The following is a 16228-nucleotide window of genomic DNA, read 5'->3' as shown; positions in this document are numbered from 1 at the left end:
CCGTTTCCGTATTACTTCAATGATGCCTTAGAAGGGAAACTCTCCCAGTATTCTAACTTCTGGCTCCAACAACAGCGACCACCGCTGCTCGACTTGCTGTTGAACGTGGCGGATCACTTGAAAAATATCATTGGCCGTTGCCGACCCGCAGTTAAGAATAAAATTAGCATGACGCTGAGCTACTTGTGCGCCACCGATCTGATATCCCTTCAGTCCCGCTTGTTCGATGAACCAACCTGCCGTCTTGGGGCCGGGGTTACGGAAGACTGAGCCACAGCTCGGTAAGTGGTAAGGTTGAGTTGTCCGCCGCTGGCTGAAATGGTCATTAGTTTCTGCCATTACTTGCGATCGGTCGAATCCCGGCTGCAACTGGAAAGTCGCTTCTGTTACTAGCCGATCGCCCCCTTGCAGCACCGAAGTCCGGTAGCGGTACTCCAACTCTTGGGGAGCCAGAATTTCCACCTTGCCGCCGGGGGATAGGACGCGAGCATTGACTAGAATATCAGCAGTACAGCCTCTGTGAGCGCCTGCATTCATCACCACAGCCCCTCCCACCGTACCCGGTATGCCGACTGCCCATTCTAGACCTTTCCAGCCCCGTTTAGCCGCCAACCAAGCGAGGCGGGGAATTGACTCCCCCGCCCCCGCTGTAACTTGACCTGTTTCTGGATTAAAATTCACCTGTTTGAGGTAGCGAGTGCCGACGACCAAACCGGACAAACCCCGATCGCTCACCAACAAATTAGAACCCGCACCCAGCAGAGTCACCGGCACCCCTTCAGAGTCAGCCCAGGCAAAACTCGCTTGCAAAGCCTCCATACTGCGGGGAGCAACGTACCACTCGGCCGGGCCACCGACTCGGAAGGAAGTCAGGCCCGCCAGCGAAACTTGGGAATTAATCTTGCAATCAGTTCCCCGCAAAGAAATAGGAGAATACACTCGCCGATTGTCCTTAACAGAGGAGTCATTCGAGATAGTCACCATCTTGAAAATCCTTAAAAATACCTTCGCTCGAAGACGTGGTTGAAAATCCATTTAGCTAACTTATGTCGCCCCTTTGAGCGAGCCGTCCGACAGAAGTTTCGGCACAACGTGCCACGCCATAATGTCGATCAACTCTACTCAGTTCGCGAGCTAATCGGGGCGATCGGCTTGTTGATAAAAAGCCATAACCTCTGGAATAATCTGATTCAGATTACCAGCGCCCAAAAACAGAGCCAAATCCCCCGGTTGCAGATTTTTGGTTAAAAACTTAGTGACTGACTCTAGGGAAGGCGCAAACTCAACCTCTCGGCCTTCTTTCGCAATCAAATCAGCAACTTGCTGCCCGCTAATCTCTCCTAAATTCGGTTCCCCAGCACTATAAATATCGCAAGCCACAACCAAATCAGCATCCCCAAAAGATTGAGCAAATTCTGGCAAAAATGTCAGAGTCCGGCTGTAACGGTGGGGTTGAAAAATTGCAACCACTCTTCGGGATTTGGGATTTTTTTCGCTACCTTCGATCCGCAAGCGAGCCGCCGCCAAGGTGACACGAATTTCGCTAGGATGGTGGGCGTAGTCGTCCACAAACAGGATGTCATTGTGAAAACCCCGCACCTCAAAACGGCGGCGAGCTCCTTCAAAGCCAGCAATCGCTTTGGCAATCGCCGAAAACTCTAACCCCAACAATCGGCCCACTGCTACCGCAGCTAGTGCATTGCTGAGATTGTGTGTGCCCAGCAACTTCAACTCCATTTCCCCCAGGAAAGCTCCTCGCTCCCAAATCCGAGCCTTGGTGCTTTCGGCCCCGTACTCCACGCCCGAAGCCGTGTAGTCAGCACCGCTGTCCGGCTGCAAGCTGTAGCTGACATTAGGCTGAAGGCAATCTTTGACGATGTGGTCGTCTATGCAGCCCACCAAGGTTTGACAGTTTTGGGCAAACACCTTAAATGTGTCTATTACCTGGTCGAGGGTATCGTAATGGTCTGGATGATCCAGTTCCACGTTCGTTACTATGCCAATTTTGGCTACCAGCTTAACCAGAGAACCGTCGGATTCATCAGCCTCGGCCACTAAGTAGGGGCCTTCCCCCAAACGGGCATTGCCTTCCCAAGCATTTACCTCGCCTCCTACTACGATGGTCGGGTCTAGACCAGCAGCCATCAGCATGAAGCCGATTAAGCTGCTAGTAGTAGTTTTGCCGTGAGTCCCGGCTACGGCTATGCTTTGGTAATCTTGAATTAACGCTGCCAACACATCCGATCGATGAAAAATCGGACAGCCCAAATCTAAAGCAGCTCGATATTCGGCATTGGCTGGGTGAATAGCCGTCGAACATACTACTTGAGGCAATCCCGGAATTGCTTGGGCGCTTGAACCGTTGCCGTTCAATTGGAGAGCTTCGGCTGTCGCGACAGAAGTCCCTACCGTACCCGCCACTGCCGAGGATACGGCCCTTTCCTGTTGCCCGCGGTCGGGACTGCTACCGTTAAGGGCCGTTTGAAATAATTCAAAATTGCTGGCGTCTTGACTCCAAAAAATATGAGCTCCCATTCCTTGCAAGCGCTCGGTTATGTGACTCGATTTAATGTCGGAGCCGTACACAGGCAACTTGCGTTTAGCTAGAATGTAGGCAAGGGCTGACATCCCAATCCCACCAATGCCGATGAAATGAAATGGTCTACCGCTAAAATCAACAGAACTCGGCATCTTTGCTCCTCACACACCACACCACGCCAATAACACGCGATATCATATCAAGAATTGTTTTTTCAGGATACAGTTCGCTAGAGATTTTGTACAAAATTCTCTGCGCGTCCCTAGATTTGAGGGACTTGTAGAGATGTTTGTCTTGTATCCTATATGACTTAGTACCGAGTAGTTTTCCGGAACAGTCACAGCTCGAAAATTGCAGGTAACAGAAAACGGGGTCTGGGGTCTGGGCCAATAGACTAATTTTGGGTGGTTGCATACTCCTGCATTCTTTCTATTTCGATCCGCCTGCTGTGCTGGGATACGGCAGCAAAAGCCCCACAACCTTTCTACCAAGATTGAGGGTAAAACCCATAAGGATTTACAAACACTACCACGAACAACAAAATTTCGCTCATTTTGTAGTCATTTATCTAGTTGTACGGTCATTTTTTCTGGAAAGTCAGAGATTGACACGATCGCAACTCAACTATAGATAATATGTATTCTCACTTAATTGTATATATACCAAGTTATGCAGTTAGTCGAATAAGTCGAAAAGCGATAGAGCTTAAGGTTAAAAGTGTATAAACATAAAATTGGCGCGATGTCTCTACTAATCCTGATTTTGGGGAAATATGGGGAAAATAGCGATTTTGGGGGGGACTTTTGACCCGGTTCACTGGGGTCACGTGTTGGTAGCCGAGACGGCTGCGAGTCAATTTAATCTCGATCGAGTCATTTGGGTACCGGATCGCTCTCCTCCTCACAAAGAGCGCCCGGATTTGGCAAGTTTTGAGCAGCGCCGGGAAATGCTCGCTCTGGCGATCGCCGATCGCCCCGACTTCCTACTTTCGCCGCCGTCGGCAAATCTCTCCGACAGTTCTTTTGCGATCGACACCCTGCTGTATTTGCAAAAATTGTATCCAGGCGATATGTGGTACTGGATTATTGGTAGCGACGCATTCCTTACTCTCCCCAAATGGCACCGGTGCGGCGAAATTGCCGGGTTGTGCGACTGGTTGGTGGCCCCGCGTCCGAGTCAGGGAGATGGGGAGACAGGAGAAACCGTGGAGATTGGGGGAGTGTCGGAGTGGGGTGATTGTCCGAGTGGAAAACCCATCGATTCCGGGGGAGACAGGATGCAGGTTCAGGCAAATGCTGTTGGCCGGCGAGTTGCCGAACAAATGGCTCTTTTGGACGTGGAAATTCGCTGGGAGGTGCTTTCGATGCCTGCGATCGAGATTTCGTCGAGCCACATCCGCCGCTGCTGCGCCGAAAGTCGCAACCTCCGCTACTTAGTCCCGGAAGTTGTCCGAACTTATATTGCTGCCCATCAGCTTTACCAGTAACCAGTGGCAGAAAGCCTAATGCCTTCTGCCTTGCAATTTCAGCCTTCTAGAAAAGTTCAAGCTTTTTTGATCAACACAAAAAGTTAGAAAGGATCGACCTTTGCGATATGATCTTGTCTCATAAGTCAATTCTTAAATTTTTCCAAAATTTAAGCCTGAGCTAAGGGCTGCCATCGTTAGGAGGTACTAAAGTGATTCGAGTCGCGATCAATGGTTTTGGACGTATTGGGCGCAGTTTTGCGCGCTGCTGGCTGGGCAGAGAAAACAGCCAGCTAGAGTTGGTAGCTATTAATGACACTTCCGATCCCAGAAGTAATGCTCACTTGCTCAGATACGATTCCATGATGGGAACGTTGAAGAATGTGGACATCAGTGCGGATGAAAATTCCATTACTCTCAACGGCAAGACAGTTAAATGCGTGAGCGATCGCAACCCGCTAAACTTGCCTTGGAAAGATTGGGGTATTGATCTGATTATTGAATCGACCGGTGTCTTCGTTGACCAAGCTGGTGCATCGAAGCATATCACAGCCGGCGCTAAAAAAGTGCTAATTACCGCTCCCGGCAAGGGTTCAGAAGTTGGCACTTATGTGATGGGAGTCAACCACCACAACTACAAGCACAGTGACTACACAGTCATCAGCAATGCTAGCTGTACTACTAACTGTCTAGCTCCTGTACTGAAAGTGCTGCACGAAAATTTTGGCATCGTCAAAGGCATGATGACCACTACCCACAGCTATACTGGTGACCAGCGCTTGCTGGATGCCAGCCACCGCGACTTGCGGCGGGCCCGGGCGGCAGCAATGAATATTGTGCCGACTTCTACCGGCGCAGCCCAAGCTGTGGCTTTGGTGATTCCAGAATTGAAGGGCAAGTTAAATGGTATTGCCATGCGCGTGCCGACTCCCAATGTGTCTGTAGTCGATTTTGTGGCTCAGGTAGAGAAAAAGACTTTTACCGAGCAAGTAAATCAAGTGTTCAAAGAAGCTGCCTCTGGCTCCATGAAAGGGATTTTGGAGTACAACGATTTGCCTTTAGTTTCTTGCGATTATCGCGGAAACGATGCTTCTTCGATTCTGGATTCCAGCTTGACGCTGGTGATGGATGGCGACATGGTAAAGGTTTTGGCTTGGTACGACAATGAGTGGGGCTACAGTCAGCGGGTGGTTGACTTGGCTGAATTGGTCGCCGAACGTTGGGAAGCCTAGTACCCGAAGGCAGAAGGCCTTAGTCATTCGGCAGAAGGTAAAAAATGCTGATATTTTTTACTTTTGAGTCGATTTCTAGCTGACTTGTTATTTTTGTTTTCGAGCGCTAGAGACTTTTGGCAGTCGATAGTTGGCGAGTAGAAGATGAAATATCCTAGGGAGAAGGCAGTCCCATGCCCTTCTTCGTGTCAACTTAACGTCAAACCCTGTCAGAGACTGTTGTTTGACGATTAGGCCTAGATCCCCCCTAGCCCCCCTTATGAAGGGGGGGACAGGAGTCTTCTCAAAGTCCCCCTTCTTAAGGGGGATTTAGGGGGATCTAGACTCAGGTAAAAGCGACATTTATCAAGGGTTTCAGGCTTAAGTTGACACGAATAAGGGCTTTTGGAGTGTCCCTACTATATTCTTATGCTGCTACTCCCAGCTATCGATCGCACTTTTTGCAATCATACTTCGATCGGGCGATCGGGTCTGCTTGATGATAAATTTGTTGTTTGTTTGTAGTAAGCCCTTAAAATTGCTGTGGTAAGTTCTCGGAAAATCCCAAATATTAAAAAAATAAAAATTCCGACTATAAAAGTTAAAAACCTGAAAAAATAGCAACAGCTACCGTGTAGTTTTCCAAGCAAAATCTGATATGAAAAAAGCGTTAATTAGCGGTGTATCAGGTCAAGACGGAGCTTATTTAGCTAAACTGTTGCTCGATCGAGGTTATGAAGTTTGCGGCACCTCCAGGGACGCCCAAATGTCTAGTTTCGGAAACCTGGCCCGTTTGGGCATCCGAGACAGAGTAAAACTAGAATCCATGTCTCTCAACGATTTTCGCAGCGTCTTGCAAGTGCTTGCCAAAATAGAGCCAGATGAGGTGTACAATCTAGCAGGTCAAAGTTCCGTCGGTCTGTCTTTTGAACAGCCCGTAGAAACCCTGGAAAGCATTGCCACAGGCACATTGAATCTCTTAGAAGCAATTCGGTTTACAGGAGGAAAAATTAAACTTTACAATGCCAGTTCCAGCGAATGTTTTGGGGATACCGGAGGCAGTGCAGCGGATGAAAATACGCCTTTTCGCCCCAGGAGTCCTTACGCGGTAGCGAAAGCAACCGCATTTTGGGAAGTAGCGAATTATCGGGAGGCGTACAATTTGTTTGCGTGTTCTGGTATTCTGTTCAATCACGAGTCGCCGCTGCGGCCGGAGAGGTTCGTCACCCAAAAAATTGTATCTGTTGTGTGCCGAATTGCTGCGGGCAGTTCCGAAAAACTGCATTTGGGAAATATTTCAGTGCAGCGGGACTGGGGTTGGGCGCCGGAATATGTGGAGGCGATGTATTTGATGTTGCAGCAGGAAGAACCGGACGATTATGTAATTGCCACGGGTGTAAGCTATCCTTTGGAGGAGTTTGTGCGATCGGCGTTTGTTTGTGCGGGTTTGGATTGGCGGGAACATTTAGTAACCGATGCGAGTCTCTACAGACCGACGGAGATTGCACTTGGGAATGGAAATCCGGGTAAAGCAAAAGAAAAATTGGGCTGGGAGGCAAAATATAAAATGCCCGATGTGGTGCGGATGATGGTAGAGGCGAGGATGGGTAAGGTTTGAGAATTTTTTACGAAAAGAGAGTTCTTTGTTGGGAATAAATACCTGTTGTGAACTATCAGCGGTTGTGTACCATTTTCAAAAGGTAAAAAATGCAAGTAGTTATATTAGCCGGCGGTTTGGGGACTCGTCTGAGAGAAGAAACAGAATTTCGTCCTAAGCCCCTAGTAGATGTGGGCGGGTATCCAATTCTCTGGCATATTATGAAGACCTATGCCCATTACGGTTTCCGGGACTTTATTGTATGCTTGGGCTATCGTGGCAACATGATTAAGGAGTATTTCCTGAATTATGAAGCGATGAATAATGATTTTACTATTTGCTTGGGCCGCCAGAATTGCATTACCTATCACGAGGATCATAAAGAACAAGATTTTAAGGTGACACTGGCTGAAACGGGCCCGGACACCATGACTGGGGGGCGGGTGAAACGTGTGGAGAAATACATTACTGATGATACCTTTATGGTGACATACGGTGATGGAGTTGCTGATATCGATATTGGAGCGTTGGTGGATTTTCATAAGTCTCACGGTAAGCTGGCAACTGTTACGACCGTGCGCCCGATATCGAGATATGGTATTTTAGATGTGGACAACCAAGGTAAAGTTCTGGAATTCACCGAAAAACCTCAAGTAGATGGCTGGGCTAGTGCGGGATTTTTGGTACTTCACCGCAGCATCTTTGAGGCTTTGAGCGGGGATGATTGTTTTTTTGAGCGAGAGCCGCTAGAGAGGTTAGCAGCAGAGGGACAATTGATGGCATACCGCCACGAAGGTTTCTTTTTCGCGATGGATACCTACCGTGAATATAAGTATTTGAATGAACTGTGGGATAATGGACAGGCTCCTTGGAGGGTGTGGGAATGAGTGAATTTTGGCGCGATCGATCGGTGTTTGTAACTGGCTGTACTGGTTTGTTGGGTAGCTGGTTGGTGGCTGAATTAGTAAGACGGGGAGCAAGGGTAACTGGATTAATCCGAGACTGGGTGCCAAAATCCAGACTTTATACAGAAGAATGGGATCAGCAGATTAACATAGTGCGCGGGTGCGTACAAGATTTACCAACCCTAAAACGAGCGATCAATGAGTATGAAGTAGACACCGTATTTCACTTGGCTGCTCAGTCTATTGTGGGTGTTGGTAACAGAGAACCGCTAGATACTTTCGAGACAAATATTAAAGGTACTTGGAACCTGCTAGAAGCCTGTCGCCAAATTGGAGGTGTCAGTAGAGTTGTTGTGGCCTCTAGTGACAAAGCTTATGGAGATCAGTTGGTGCTGCCCTACGACGAGAAAACACCCCTGCAAGGAGAGCACCCCTATGATGTTTCTAAAAGTTGTGCAGATTTGATTTGTAGAACTTATTATGTCAGCTACGGAGTTCCAGTCTGCATAACCCGTTGCGGCAATTTCTACGGTGGTGGAGACTTAAATTTTAATCGTATAGTTCCCGATACAATTCGGTCAACTTTGCGGGACAAGCAAGTGGTACTCCGCAGCGATGGCAGTTATATCCGAGACTATTTCTATGTTAAAGATGGAGTTTTAGCTTATTTGCATCTAGCTGAACAGATGGACAGACGAGAAATATGGGGAGAAGCGTTTAATTTCAGTAATGAGCTGCAAATCCCGGTTCTGGAAATGGTGCGTAAGATTTTGGAATTGATGAATAAGACTCATTTGGAGCCGATTATTTTGAATCAGGCTAAAAATGAAATCAAACATCAGTATCTTTCAGCAGAGAAGGCACGCACGCTGTTGGATTGGAAACCCCAGTATTCTATTGAAGAAGGACTGAGTGAGGCAATTCAATGGTATGATAAATTTCTCAACGTTGACAACTCTCAAACATCGACTTTGCTTAAGCACGGATAGAACTGCTTTACCTTATTTAGCTAGTTTGGTTTCAGAAAATATATCTTCGTAACTGGAGCGACGAGCAATATATCTGGTAAAGCTAAACATTTTTCGGTTACTAAGTTTCAACAGTGAGTGACAAATGTCAATCCTCTAGTTTTTTGAACTAACAGAGATGTTAGAGTAGACGGAATTACGATGGACTGATGATGCTAAGCTATTGATTGGCAGACAAGAGTATTAACTGAATCAACCAACTTGCTCAACCGCTTGAATATTTTCACTTTGGAGAACCCTATGACGCATTCAGTTCCTGGCACAGTTAAAGAAATTACTAAGTGTCGAATCTGTGGGAATAAAAATCTCACACCTGTTTTAAATCTTGGTGAGCAATGCCTCAGCAGTGTTTTTCCAGAGACAGATTCCCCTAACCCATCGATTTCGCCTCTCGATCTAGTTCTGTGTGATGGCGATGATTCAAGTGATATTTGTCGGATGCTACAATTCAAGCATACCGCTAATGTATCGGAAATGTACGGGACGACTTATGGCTACCGTTCGTCAACCAGTCGCACGATGCGTAGTCACCTAGAGTCAAAGATTAAACACCTGCTCGAACTGGTACAGCCGAAGGATGGCGATATTGTGTTGGACATCGGTTGCAATGATGGCACGGTGCTGAATTTGTATCGAGACCTTGGGCTGGTTCGGGTTGGTATGGACCCATCTAGTGAAAAATTCGCTGATAATTTCGATCCTGATATTCAGGTTATTTATGATTTCTTTTCGGCGGATCGCTTGCGTAGCATCATTGGAGAGCGTAAGTGTCGCATAATAACTTCAATTGCGATGTTTTATGACCTTGAAGACCCTGTAGGCTTCATGCGTCAAATTCATTCCATACTTGCTCAAGACGGGGTGTGGGGTTTTGAGCTGTCGTATATGCCTATGATGTTCACTAACCTCACCTACGATCAAGTTTGTCACGAACACATAACCTATATGGGTTTGCGCCAAATATTGTGGATGGCTGAACGTGCTGGCATCAAAATACTGGATGTGAGCTTGAATGATATTAATGGTGGTAGTTTTTACATTATTGCAGCCCGGAACGATAGTCCGATGGAGCCTAACCATCACAATATCAAAAAGCTCCTTGATTACGAAGAGCCACTAAGTACAATAGCTCCTTTTGATCGTTTCCGCAATCGCGTTCTTCAGCATCGTGATGAGGTGCGTAATTTTTTCGATCTAACCCGTGCTGCTGGCAAAAAAGTCTATGGCTATGGAGCATCGACAAAGGGAAATATTGTACTGAATTTTTGTGATATTACCCCGAAAGACCTGGTTGCTATCTGTGACTTGCAACCTCAAAAACACGGTTTGGTTACGCCCGGTACGCGCATTCCGATCATTAGCCAAGAAGAGCTACGGCGCAATCAACCTGACTATGTATTTGTCTTCATCTGGCATTTCCGTCGCGAAGTGATTGAGGATGAGATTGAATATCTGGAGAAAGGTGGAAAGTTAGTGTTTGACTTGCCACGTCTGCATATTGTCGATCGTGACAACTATAAGCGCTATTTAAGTGCTCCCTTTGAAGAATTAGCTTTTCCTTTGTAAATTAGGCTGATAAACCATGAAAAAAGTGCTATTAACAGGTGCGAATGGTTTCATTGGTAGACACACGATTGCACCTTTAACTGCTGCGGGTTTTGAGGTTCATGCTGTCACCTCTAAAATTCCCGTAAATTCAATAGATGTAAACGGGCAATGCTGTTGGCATACTATGAATTTACTAGATCCCATGCAAGTTAAAAATCTGGTGTCTACCGTCAAGCCAACTCACCTGCTGCACTTTGCTTGGTACAACATACCCGGAAAATGCTTAGTAGCAGAAGAAAATTTCCTTTGGGTACAAGCTAGTTTAGAATTACTAAGACATTTTCGAGAACAAGGCGGGGAACGAGTTGTCATGGCTGGTAGTGCCTTGGAATATGATTGGAACTACGGTTACTGCTCGGAAGTTTTAACTCCAAGAAACCCCCATACAACTTACGGGGTTTGCAAAAATGCTTTGCAAGGAATGTTAAAAGCCTATGCACAAATCACTAAACTTAGTAGTGCTTGGGGGCGTATTTTTAACGTTTATGGCCCTTACGATCATCCTAAGCGTTTAGTTTCATCAGTTATTGCTTCTCTGTTGCGTGGTGAACCTGCTTTGTGTTCTCATGGTAATCAAATACGGGATTATCTTTATGTTGAAGATGTGGCTAATGCTTTTGTAAAACTTTTAGAAAGTAATGTTGTTGGTGAGATTAATATAGCTTCGGGAAAGCCTATGGCAGTTAAAGAAATTATCTTAAAAATAGCTAAAAAGTTGGGGAAATCGGATTTAGTTAAACTAGGGGCTATACTTGCTTCTGCTGAGGAACCACCACTGTTTGCTGCCAATATTCTTCGCTTATCTGAAGAGCTATTTTTTATGCCAAAGAATGATTTAGAGACGGGATTGGAAAAAACTATTCATTGGTGTAAGCTGTTGAGCATTTAAATCACTTATTCCGATTCACTGTCAAGATTCAGGTGTAAGCGTTTGGCGTTTTGCTCATACCCAGTTTAAATGCTTAACAGCTTAGCCCAAGGCTAAATTGACTAAAATCAACTAATTGTGGATTTTTATACTGTTTATCAACTCAATTACCTTGTCGTAAATTAGCCTCCAGTCAACATCGTAATCACGAATCTGAGCGTGAGGATTTCCTAAATCTTCAACTATATTCTCTGGATCTATAAACACAGGTCTGATAGCATTTTCAGCAACACCGGGAGAATACTGAGTCATGTTATCCTCATTGTACATACATTTGACTCCGTAAGAAACACCAGGCTTATGAGCAATCCACACAGGAAACATCAACCCACTCGAAAGAGGTGTAATATGTAAATCCATAACATAAGACCAGACTATTGTCTCAGGAACCATACTTCCAATGCAATTGTAAGTGGTTACATCACTAGGCAAGGCCTCTATTATTTTTCGATAAACTGTCATTTCTCTATCTATGATAGATTCCCAATAATCATCCTTGCCTTCTTTTCGAGAGCAGCCAGAAAAAATAATTGCTAGATTGGGAAAATCAGCGTGAATTTTTTTAATAATGTTAGCGATGCCGTCCACTTGAGATAACCATTTTCGGTTATGAACACGAATGGCAAACCACAAAATTGGAAAATGCTTTTTAACATTTTCTACTTCTTGTAAAAAACTCGTCGAGCATTTTTTTACCGACACTTCGTAGAGGTCGTCTATAAGTGAGCTTTTAATTTTCAGGTCTGCTATTCTGCCAGAGACATAGTTTTTGGACAATATATTTTTGAAAATAGTCAGCCCATTAGCGGCAGTCTGATTTTCTGGTAAATAGCTAATTTTTCCTTTGGTTTCTGGAAAAATTTTATCAAATCCTAAGAAATCATTTTGGACAAAAAAGCAGTCAACATAATTTAACAAGTCATTTTCATGGAGATAGTAAACTCCTGTAATATCATTCCACAAATAGTGAGCAACTTGATTGAGCTGACCTAAGACCAGCGCTTTTTCTTTCAAACCACTTGATATGTATGATTTAGCTAATTTCCAACAACTAACGATGTTACCTTTAAGACGATCGATCACTTGCTTGTAACCACCATGAATGTGGTGAGGTGAAAAAACTATAATCAGTTCGAGCCGGGGAAAATAAATAGCTTGCTTGCCAGCCCAATAGTGACCCACAAGTAAATAAAATACTTCCACCCCTACAAAACGATAGCTAAACATAGGCAGCCAAGCCACGTCATAAAATGACTGATTTGAACGAATAATTTTGCCACTATATGGACAGATAGAATAAACATAACCACTTTCTACTAAAGATTGATGGAAATATCTACCTTGTCCAAAAGTTTTTTCATGCCAAAGAGATTCTCTTTTTACTTTCTGAGTTAGCCTTACTGGGTTTTGATCCGTTGAGCTATGAAAGCTATTAATATATATTTCTTCTAAAGCCTTGTTATCTTGCCCAATTAACTCCAAGATACTTAGGTTAATTCCTGATTTTTCAAGATAGTTCCTGTCTTCTGCAGTTAGTGAAAAACCATTAATAATTTTATATTGGCTAGTTCGTTGAAAATACGCAGAAGATATCTCTGGTTTAATTTCCTCAAAGTAGTCTGACTCTTCTAAACAGCCTAGTTGATTGAGACCTCGCCAAATACTTTCATAAATATGTCCTTGACTGAGTTGTACCACTGATACTTTACGAAAATCATCTACAGCTTCATCAAGTAAACCTTGTTCAGCTTTCTCTAGACTTATTTTAGAGTAAGATTGGCTGATTTCTCTACCTAGTTTTTGATAAACTTCCGCTTTGTCTGGTTGTAGCTGGGTAGCTTTTTGATAACAATCAAAGGCTAATTCTAATTGCTCTTGCTGAACTGAAACAATACCAAGATAGAAGTAGGTATCTCCCAGAGGTTGAATACTTGCAGCATTTTTGTAGGCTAAACTAGCTTCTTCCCATCTGTTTAAGGCTTTTAGAGCATTCCCCAAATTATGGTGAGACCAAAAGTGGTTTGGATCTATTTGGATAGCATTTTGGTAGGCTATAATAGCATTTTCCCACTGCTCTTTCTGCACAAAGATGTCTCCCAAAAAGTGATGCAGCCACAAGCTATTTGGTGTTTGTTCAATCTTACTTTGGTAGGTGACTACAGCATCCTGCCAATATTGAGGTTGTTTTAGTTTAATTAATTGTGCTGCCAACAGTTGATGTGTGCCAAAGGATTCGGGATTGGACTTGATTGCACCTAGGTAAGCTAGTGTAGCTTCTTCTTCTCTATTTAGTGCTTTTAGAACATTTCCTAAGTTGTTGTGGGACCAAAAGTGGTCAGGAGCTATTTGGATAGCATTTTGATAGCATAATACCGCTTGTTCCCACAATTTTTGTTGCGTAAAAACATCCCCCAAAAAGTGATGTAATGACAAGACATTAGGTGTTTCTTGAATCTGTTTTTGGTAGGCGGTTACAATATTTTGCCAATCTTGGTCAGATTTAATTTGAGATAATTGTGCTGCTAATTTTTGATGTGCTGAAAACGATTCAGGATTTATTTGTATGGAACGAAAGTAATGAGTGATTGCCTCATTCCAATTCTCTAATTGACTGAATAAATCCCCCAAATTCTGATGTAATTCATAATTATCTGGATTTAGCTCTATCGTGCGGCGGTACGCTGCCAATGCTTCCTCTATATTCCCCAGTTTTTCTAAAATATTTCCTAACTGCAACCAGACTTCCCAGTTATTGGGTTGAACCTGCAAAAGATTTTGATAAGCTTGTACGTTGTATGGATTGAGTTCTATACTATGGCGGTAGGAGGTAATCGCTTCTGCTAAATCTGACTGATTTCGCTGTTTCAGTGCATTTGCCAAGGCATAATGAATCCAATCATCGTCAGAACTCAACTCACTTGCATGGCGGTAAGCGACGATCGCCTCATCCAGTTGACCCAATTTTTCTAAACTTTTTCCTAATCCCACATAAGTCCCAAAATGTTCGGGATTTAGTTCAATCGCCTTGCGGAAAGCTGTAGCCGATTCTTCCCAATGTTGTTGTTCAGCTAAGGCATCTCCTAAGTGGTGGTAACTCCAACAGAAATCCGGTTTAAGTTCTATTGCATGGCGGTAGGCGGTGACGGCTTCATCGAATCGACCCAGTTTGGCTAAGGCTTCCCCCATCTGGTGGTGTGTCCAGGAATCGTTGTTATTGAGTTCAAGTGCCCGATGGTAAGCAGCAATCGCTTCTTCTAGATTACCTTCCTCTTGCTGTTGCTGGTCTTGGTGAAATTCGCTCATAGCCGTATCATCCTTATATCTGCGATTACTTTTTCTCTACAACTATCAAGTTATCAGTTTAAACTCCGTGGCGCGACGCTTTGCAGCACTGGCTTGTCTATATTACCAGCTTTTAGCACAGAATCAGCACTCTGATCGGACTCAATAGTGTTGAGGTAGGAGTCAAGGGCTGGTTCGAGCTACCTGGCCGCAGTCAAAACTTCCCTGAGTGGTGCTAAGCGATCGAACTACAGCCAAGTTTCTCTGATACCTTACTGAATTGTTTAGGGCTTGGCGAGGATCGCCCATCTATAATACCTGGTTTTGCGGGAACATCCTCAGATCGCTGAAGTCTAATATCCTTGGGAAAGCAACCGCTTGAGTTAACTGGGTGCGATCGAGCAAAATCCCCCCATAATTGTGGTAAACTCCTCAAAAAGCTTTGTGGCAGTCGCTAGTATAATTTAAAGGAGTTTAAACCAATCAATGAACGATCCTAAAAATGAAAAGTCATCTATTCTTATAATTGCCAGTATGCACCGTTCGGGTAGTTCCTTGACAGCATCCTTGCTTCAAAGTGCTGGTTTGCACATAGGTCGCAAGTTACTAGGAGCAGATAGTGTAAACATCAAAGGTCATTTTGAAAATATTGATTTTTATGAATTTCACAGGGCGGTGCTGCGTTCGCAAGCAATTATCGAGGATGGTTGGACTTTACAGGACAAAATAAATGTTGAAGATCGTTTTGTAGAACAAGCTCAAGCAATAGTAGCCAAAAACTCTGTGAGTAGAGTATGGGGATGGAAAGAACCGCGCACAACTTTATTCTTGGATTTCTGGTCTGACTTGTTGCCAGAAGCGAAATTTTTGCTGATTTATCGTTCTCCTTGGGAAGTAGTAGATTCTCTTTATCGTAGGGGCGATCCTGCTTTTCAAGATCAGCCTGAATTAGCCTTGAAAGTATGGCATCAATACAATCAAATAATCCTTGATTTTTACGATCACTTTTCTAATCGTTGCCTTCTCGCAAATATTAACAGCATAGTCAATTTTAAAGAATCATATATTAAAGCAATAAACCAGAAATTCCAGACTAACTTAACTGCTCCTGAATCAACGGTTTATGACTCATCCTTATTTCACGCTCAACCATTAGACAGCTATCGACCTAGCTTGGTTAATCATTACTGCCCAGAAGCAGTAGAGATGTATCAAGAACTCGATGCTAGGGCATGGTGGCCGGATGAAACACCGAATTTCTCTTGGCGGGAACTAATAAAACCAGTTTACAAGGCTGAGGCTTTTCAGGAGTGGGTGAATACTCACAACCAGGAAAGAGAAAATAAAGCACTGCGAGTCCAATTGGAAAACTTCCAGTCTCAACTGCATCAAACTCAAGGGGAATTGGAACACTCCCAAACTCAACTGCATCAGACTCAAGGGGAATTAGAAAGCTCCCAAACTGAACTCCATCAAACTCAGGAAGAATTCGCATACTCGAAATCTCAACTGCATCAAACTCAGGGGGAATTGCATCAAACTCAGGTGGAATTGCATCAGACTCAGGTGGAATTTAAGAGATCGCAGTCTCAACTGCATCAGACTCAAGGGGAATTAGAAAATTCCCAAACTCAACTACATCAGACTCGGGGGGAATTAGAAAAT

At 44.3% G+C, this 16228-nt stretch carries 10 protein-coding genes and 1 pseudogene; 8 read left to right on the top strand and 3 right to left on the bottom strand.

Annotation, left to right across the window (positions count from 1 at the left end; all coding sequences use genetic code 11):
• Positions 1–27: 27 nt before the first annotated feature.
• Positions 28–984 carry a UDP-N-acetylmuramate dehydrogenase gene (gene murB / locus QUA43_RS19570; RefSeq protein ID WP_333375969.1) on the bottom strand — a complete coding sequence of 319 codons (957 nt, stop codon included), beginning with the start codon at positions 982–984 and terminating at the stop codon, positions 28–30.
• Positions 985–1134: 150 nt separating this feature from the next.
• The gene (gene murC, locus QUA43_RS19565) at positions 1135–2691 is read right to left on the bottom strand and encodes a UDP-N-acetylmuramate--L-alanine ligase (RefSeq protein ID WP_333375968.1); all 1557 of its coding nucleotides are present in this window, start codon (positions 2689–2691) and stop codon (positions 1135–1137) included.
• 620 nt (positions 2692–3311) lie between these two features.
• Here murC and nadD point away from each other — a divergent pair.
• The 7 genes from nadD to QUA43_RS19530 all read left to right on the top strand — a co-directional run bounded on the left by nadD (position 3312) and on the right by QUA43_RS19530 (position 11242).
• Positions 3312–4025 (top strand): nicotinate (nicotinamide) nucleotide adenylyltransferase, encoded by a 714-nt coding sequence (gene nadD, locus QUA43_RS19560; protein WP_333375967.1) that lies wholly within the window; start codon positions 3312–3314, stop codon positions 4023–4025.
• 191 nt (positions 4026–4216) lie between these two features.
• Positions 4217–5236, top strand: coding sequence for a type I glyceraldehyde-3-phosphate dehydrogenase (locus QUA43_RS19555; protein WP_333375966.1), 1020 nt, complete (start codon positions 4217–4219; stop codon positions 5234–5236).
• Between the two features lie 637 nt (positions 5237–5873).
• On the top strand, positions 5874–6833 hold the full coding sequence (locus QUA43_RS19550) for a GDP-mannose 4,6-dehydratase (protein WP_333375965.1): 960 nt from the start codon (positions 5874–5876) through the stop codon (positions 6831–6833).
• 89 nt (positions 6834–6922) lie between these two features.
• A complete protein-coding gene (rfbF, locus tag QUA43_RS19545) occupies positions 6923–7699 on the top strand; it encodes a glucose-1-phosphate cytidylyltransferase (protein WP_333375964.1) in 777 nt (258 codons plus the stop codon).
• On the top strand, positions 7696–8706 hold the full coding sequence (locus QUA43_RS19540) for a GDP-mannose 4,6-dehydratase (RefSeq protein ID WP_333375963.1): 1011 nt from the start codon (positions 7696–7698) through the stop codon (positions 8704–8706). The genes rfbF and QUA43_RS19540 overlap by 4 nt, the downstream gene beginning before the upstream one ends.
• Positions 8707–8985: 279 nt before the next feature.
• Positions 8986–10311: a class I SAM-dependent methyltransferase gene (locus tag QUA43_RS19535; RefSeq protein WP_333375962.1), complete on the top strand. Its 1326-nt coding sequence runs from the start codon at positions 8986–8988 to the stop codon at positions 10309–10311.
• A 16-nt stretch (positions 10312–10327) separates the two neighbouring features.
• Complete coding sequence (locus QUA43_RS19530) at positions 10328–11242, top strand: NAD(P)-dependent oxidoreductase (RefSeq protein ID WP_333375961.1); 915 nt, start codon at positions 10328–10330, stop codon at positions 11240–11242.
• Between the two features lie 111 nt (positions 11243–11353).
• On the opposite strand, the gene QUA43_RS19525 is transcribed toward QUA43_RS19530, so the two are convergent.
• The gene (locus tag QUA43_RS19525; protein WP_333375960.1) at positions 11354–14584 is read right to left on the bottom strand and encodes a tetratricopeptide repeat protein; all 3231 of its coding nucleotides are present in this window, start codon (positions 14582–14584) and stop codon (positions 11354–11356) included.
• Between the two features lie 465 nt (positions 14585–15049).
• Between QUA43_RS19525 and QUA43_RS19520 the strand changes: the two are divergent.
• Positions 15050–16228, top strand: a pseudogene (locus QUA43_RS19520) (chromosome partitioning protein ParA); the annotation flags it as partial.

Origin of the sequence: Microcoleus sp. N9_B4, assembly GCF_036701635.1 — a bacterium.
Classification (GTDB): domain Bacteria; phylum Cyanobacteriota; class Cyanobacteriia; order Cyanobacteriales; family Microcoleaceae; genus Microcoleus.
The sequence above is the reverse complement of the archived record's forward strand: the minus strand, read 5'-3'. Positions and strand labels throughout refer to the sequence as shown.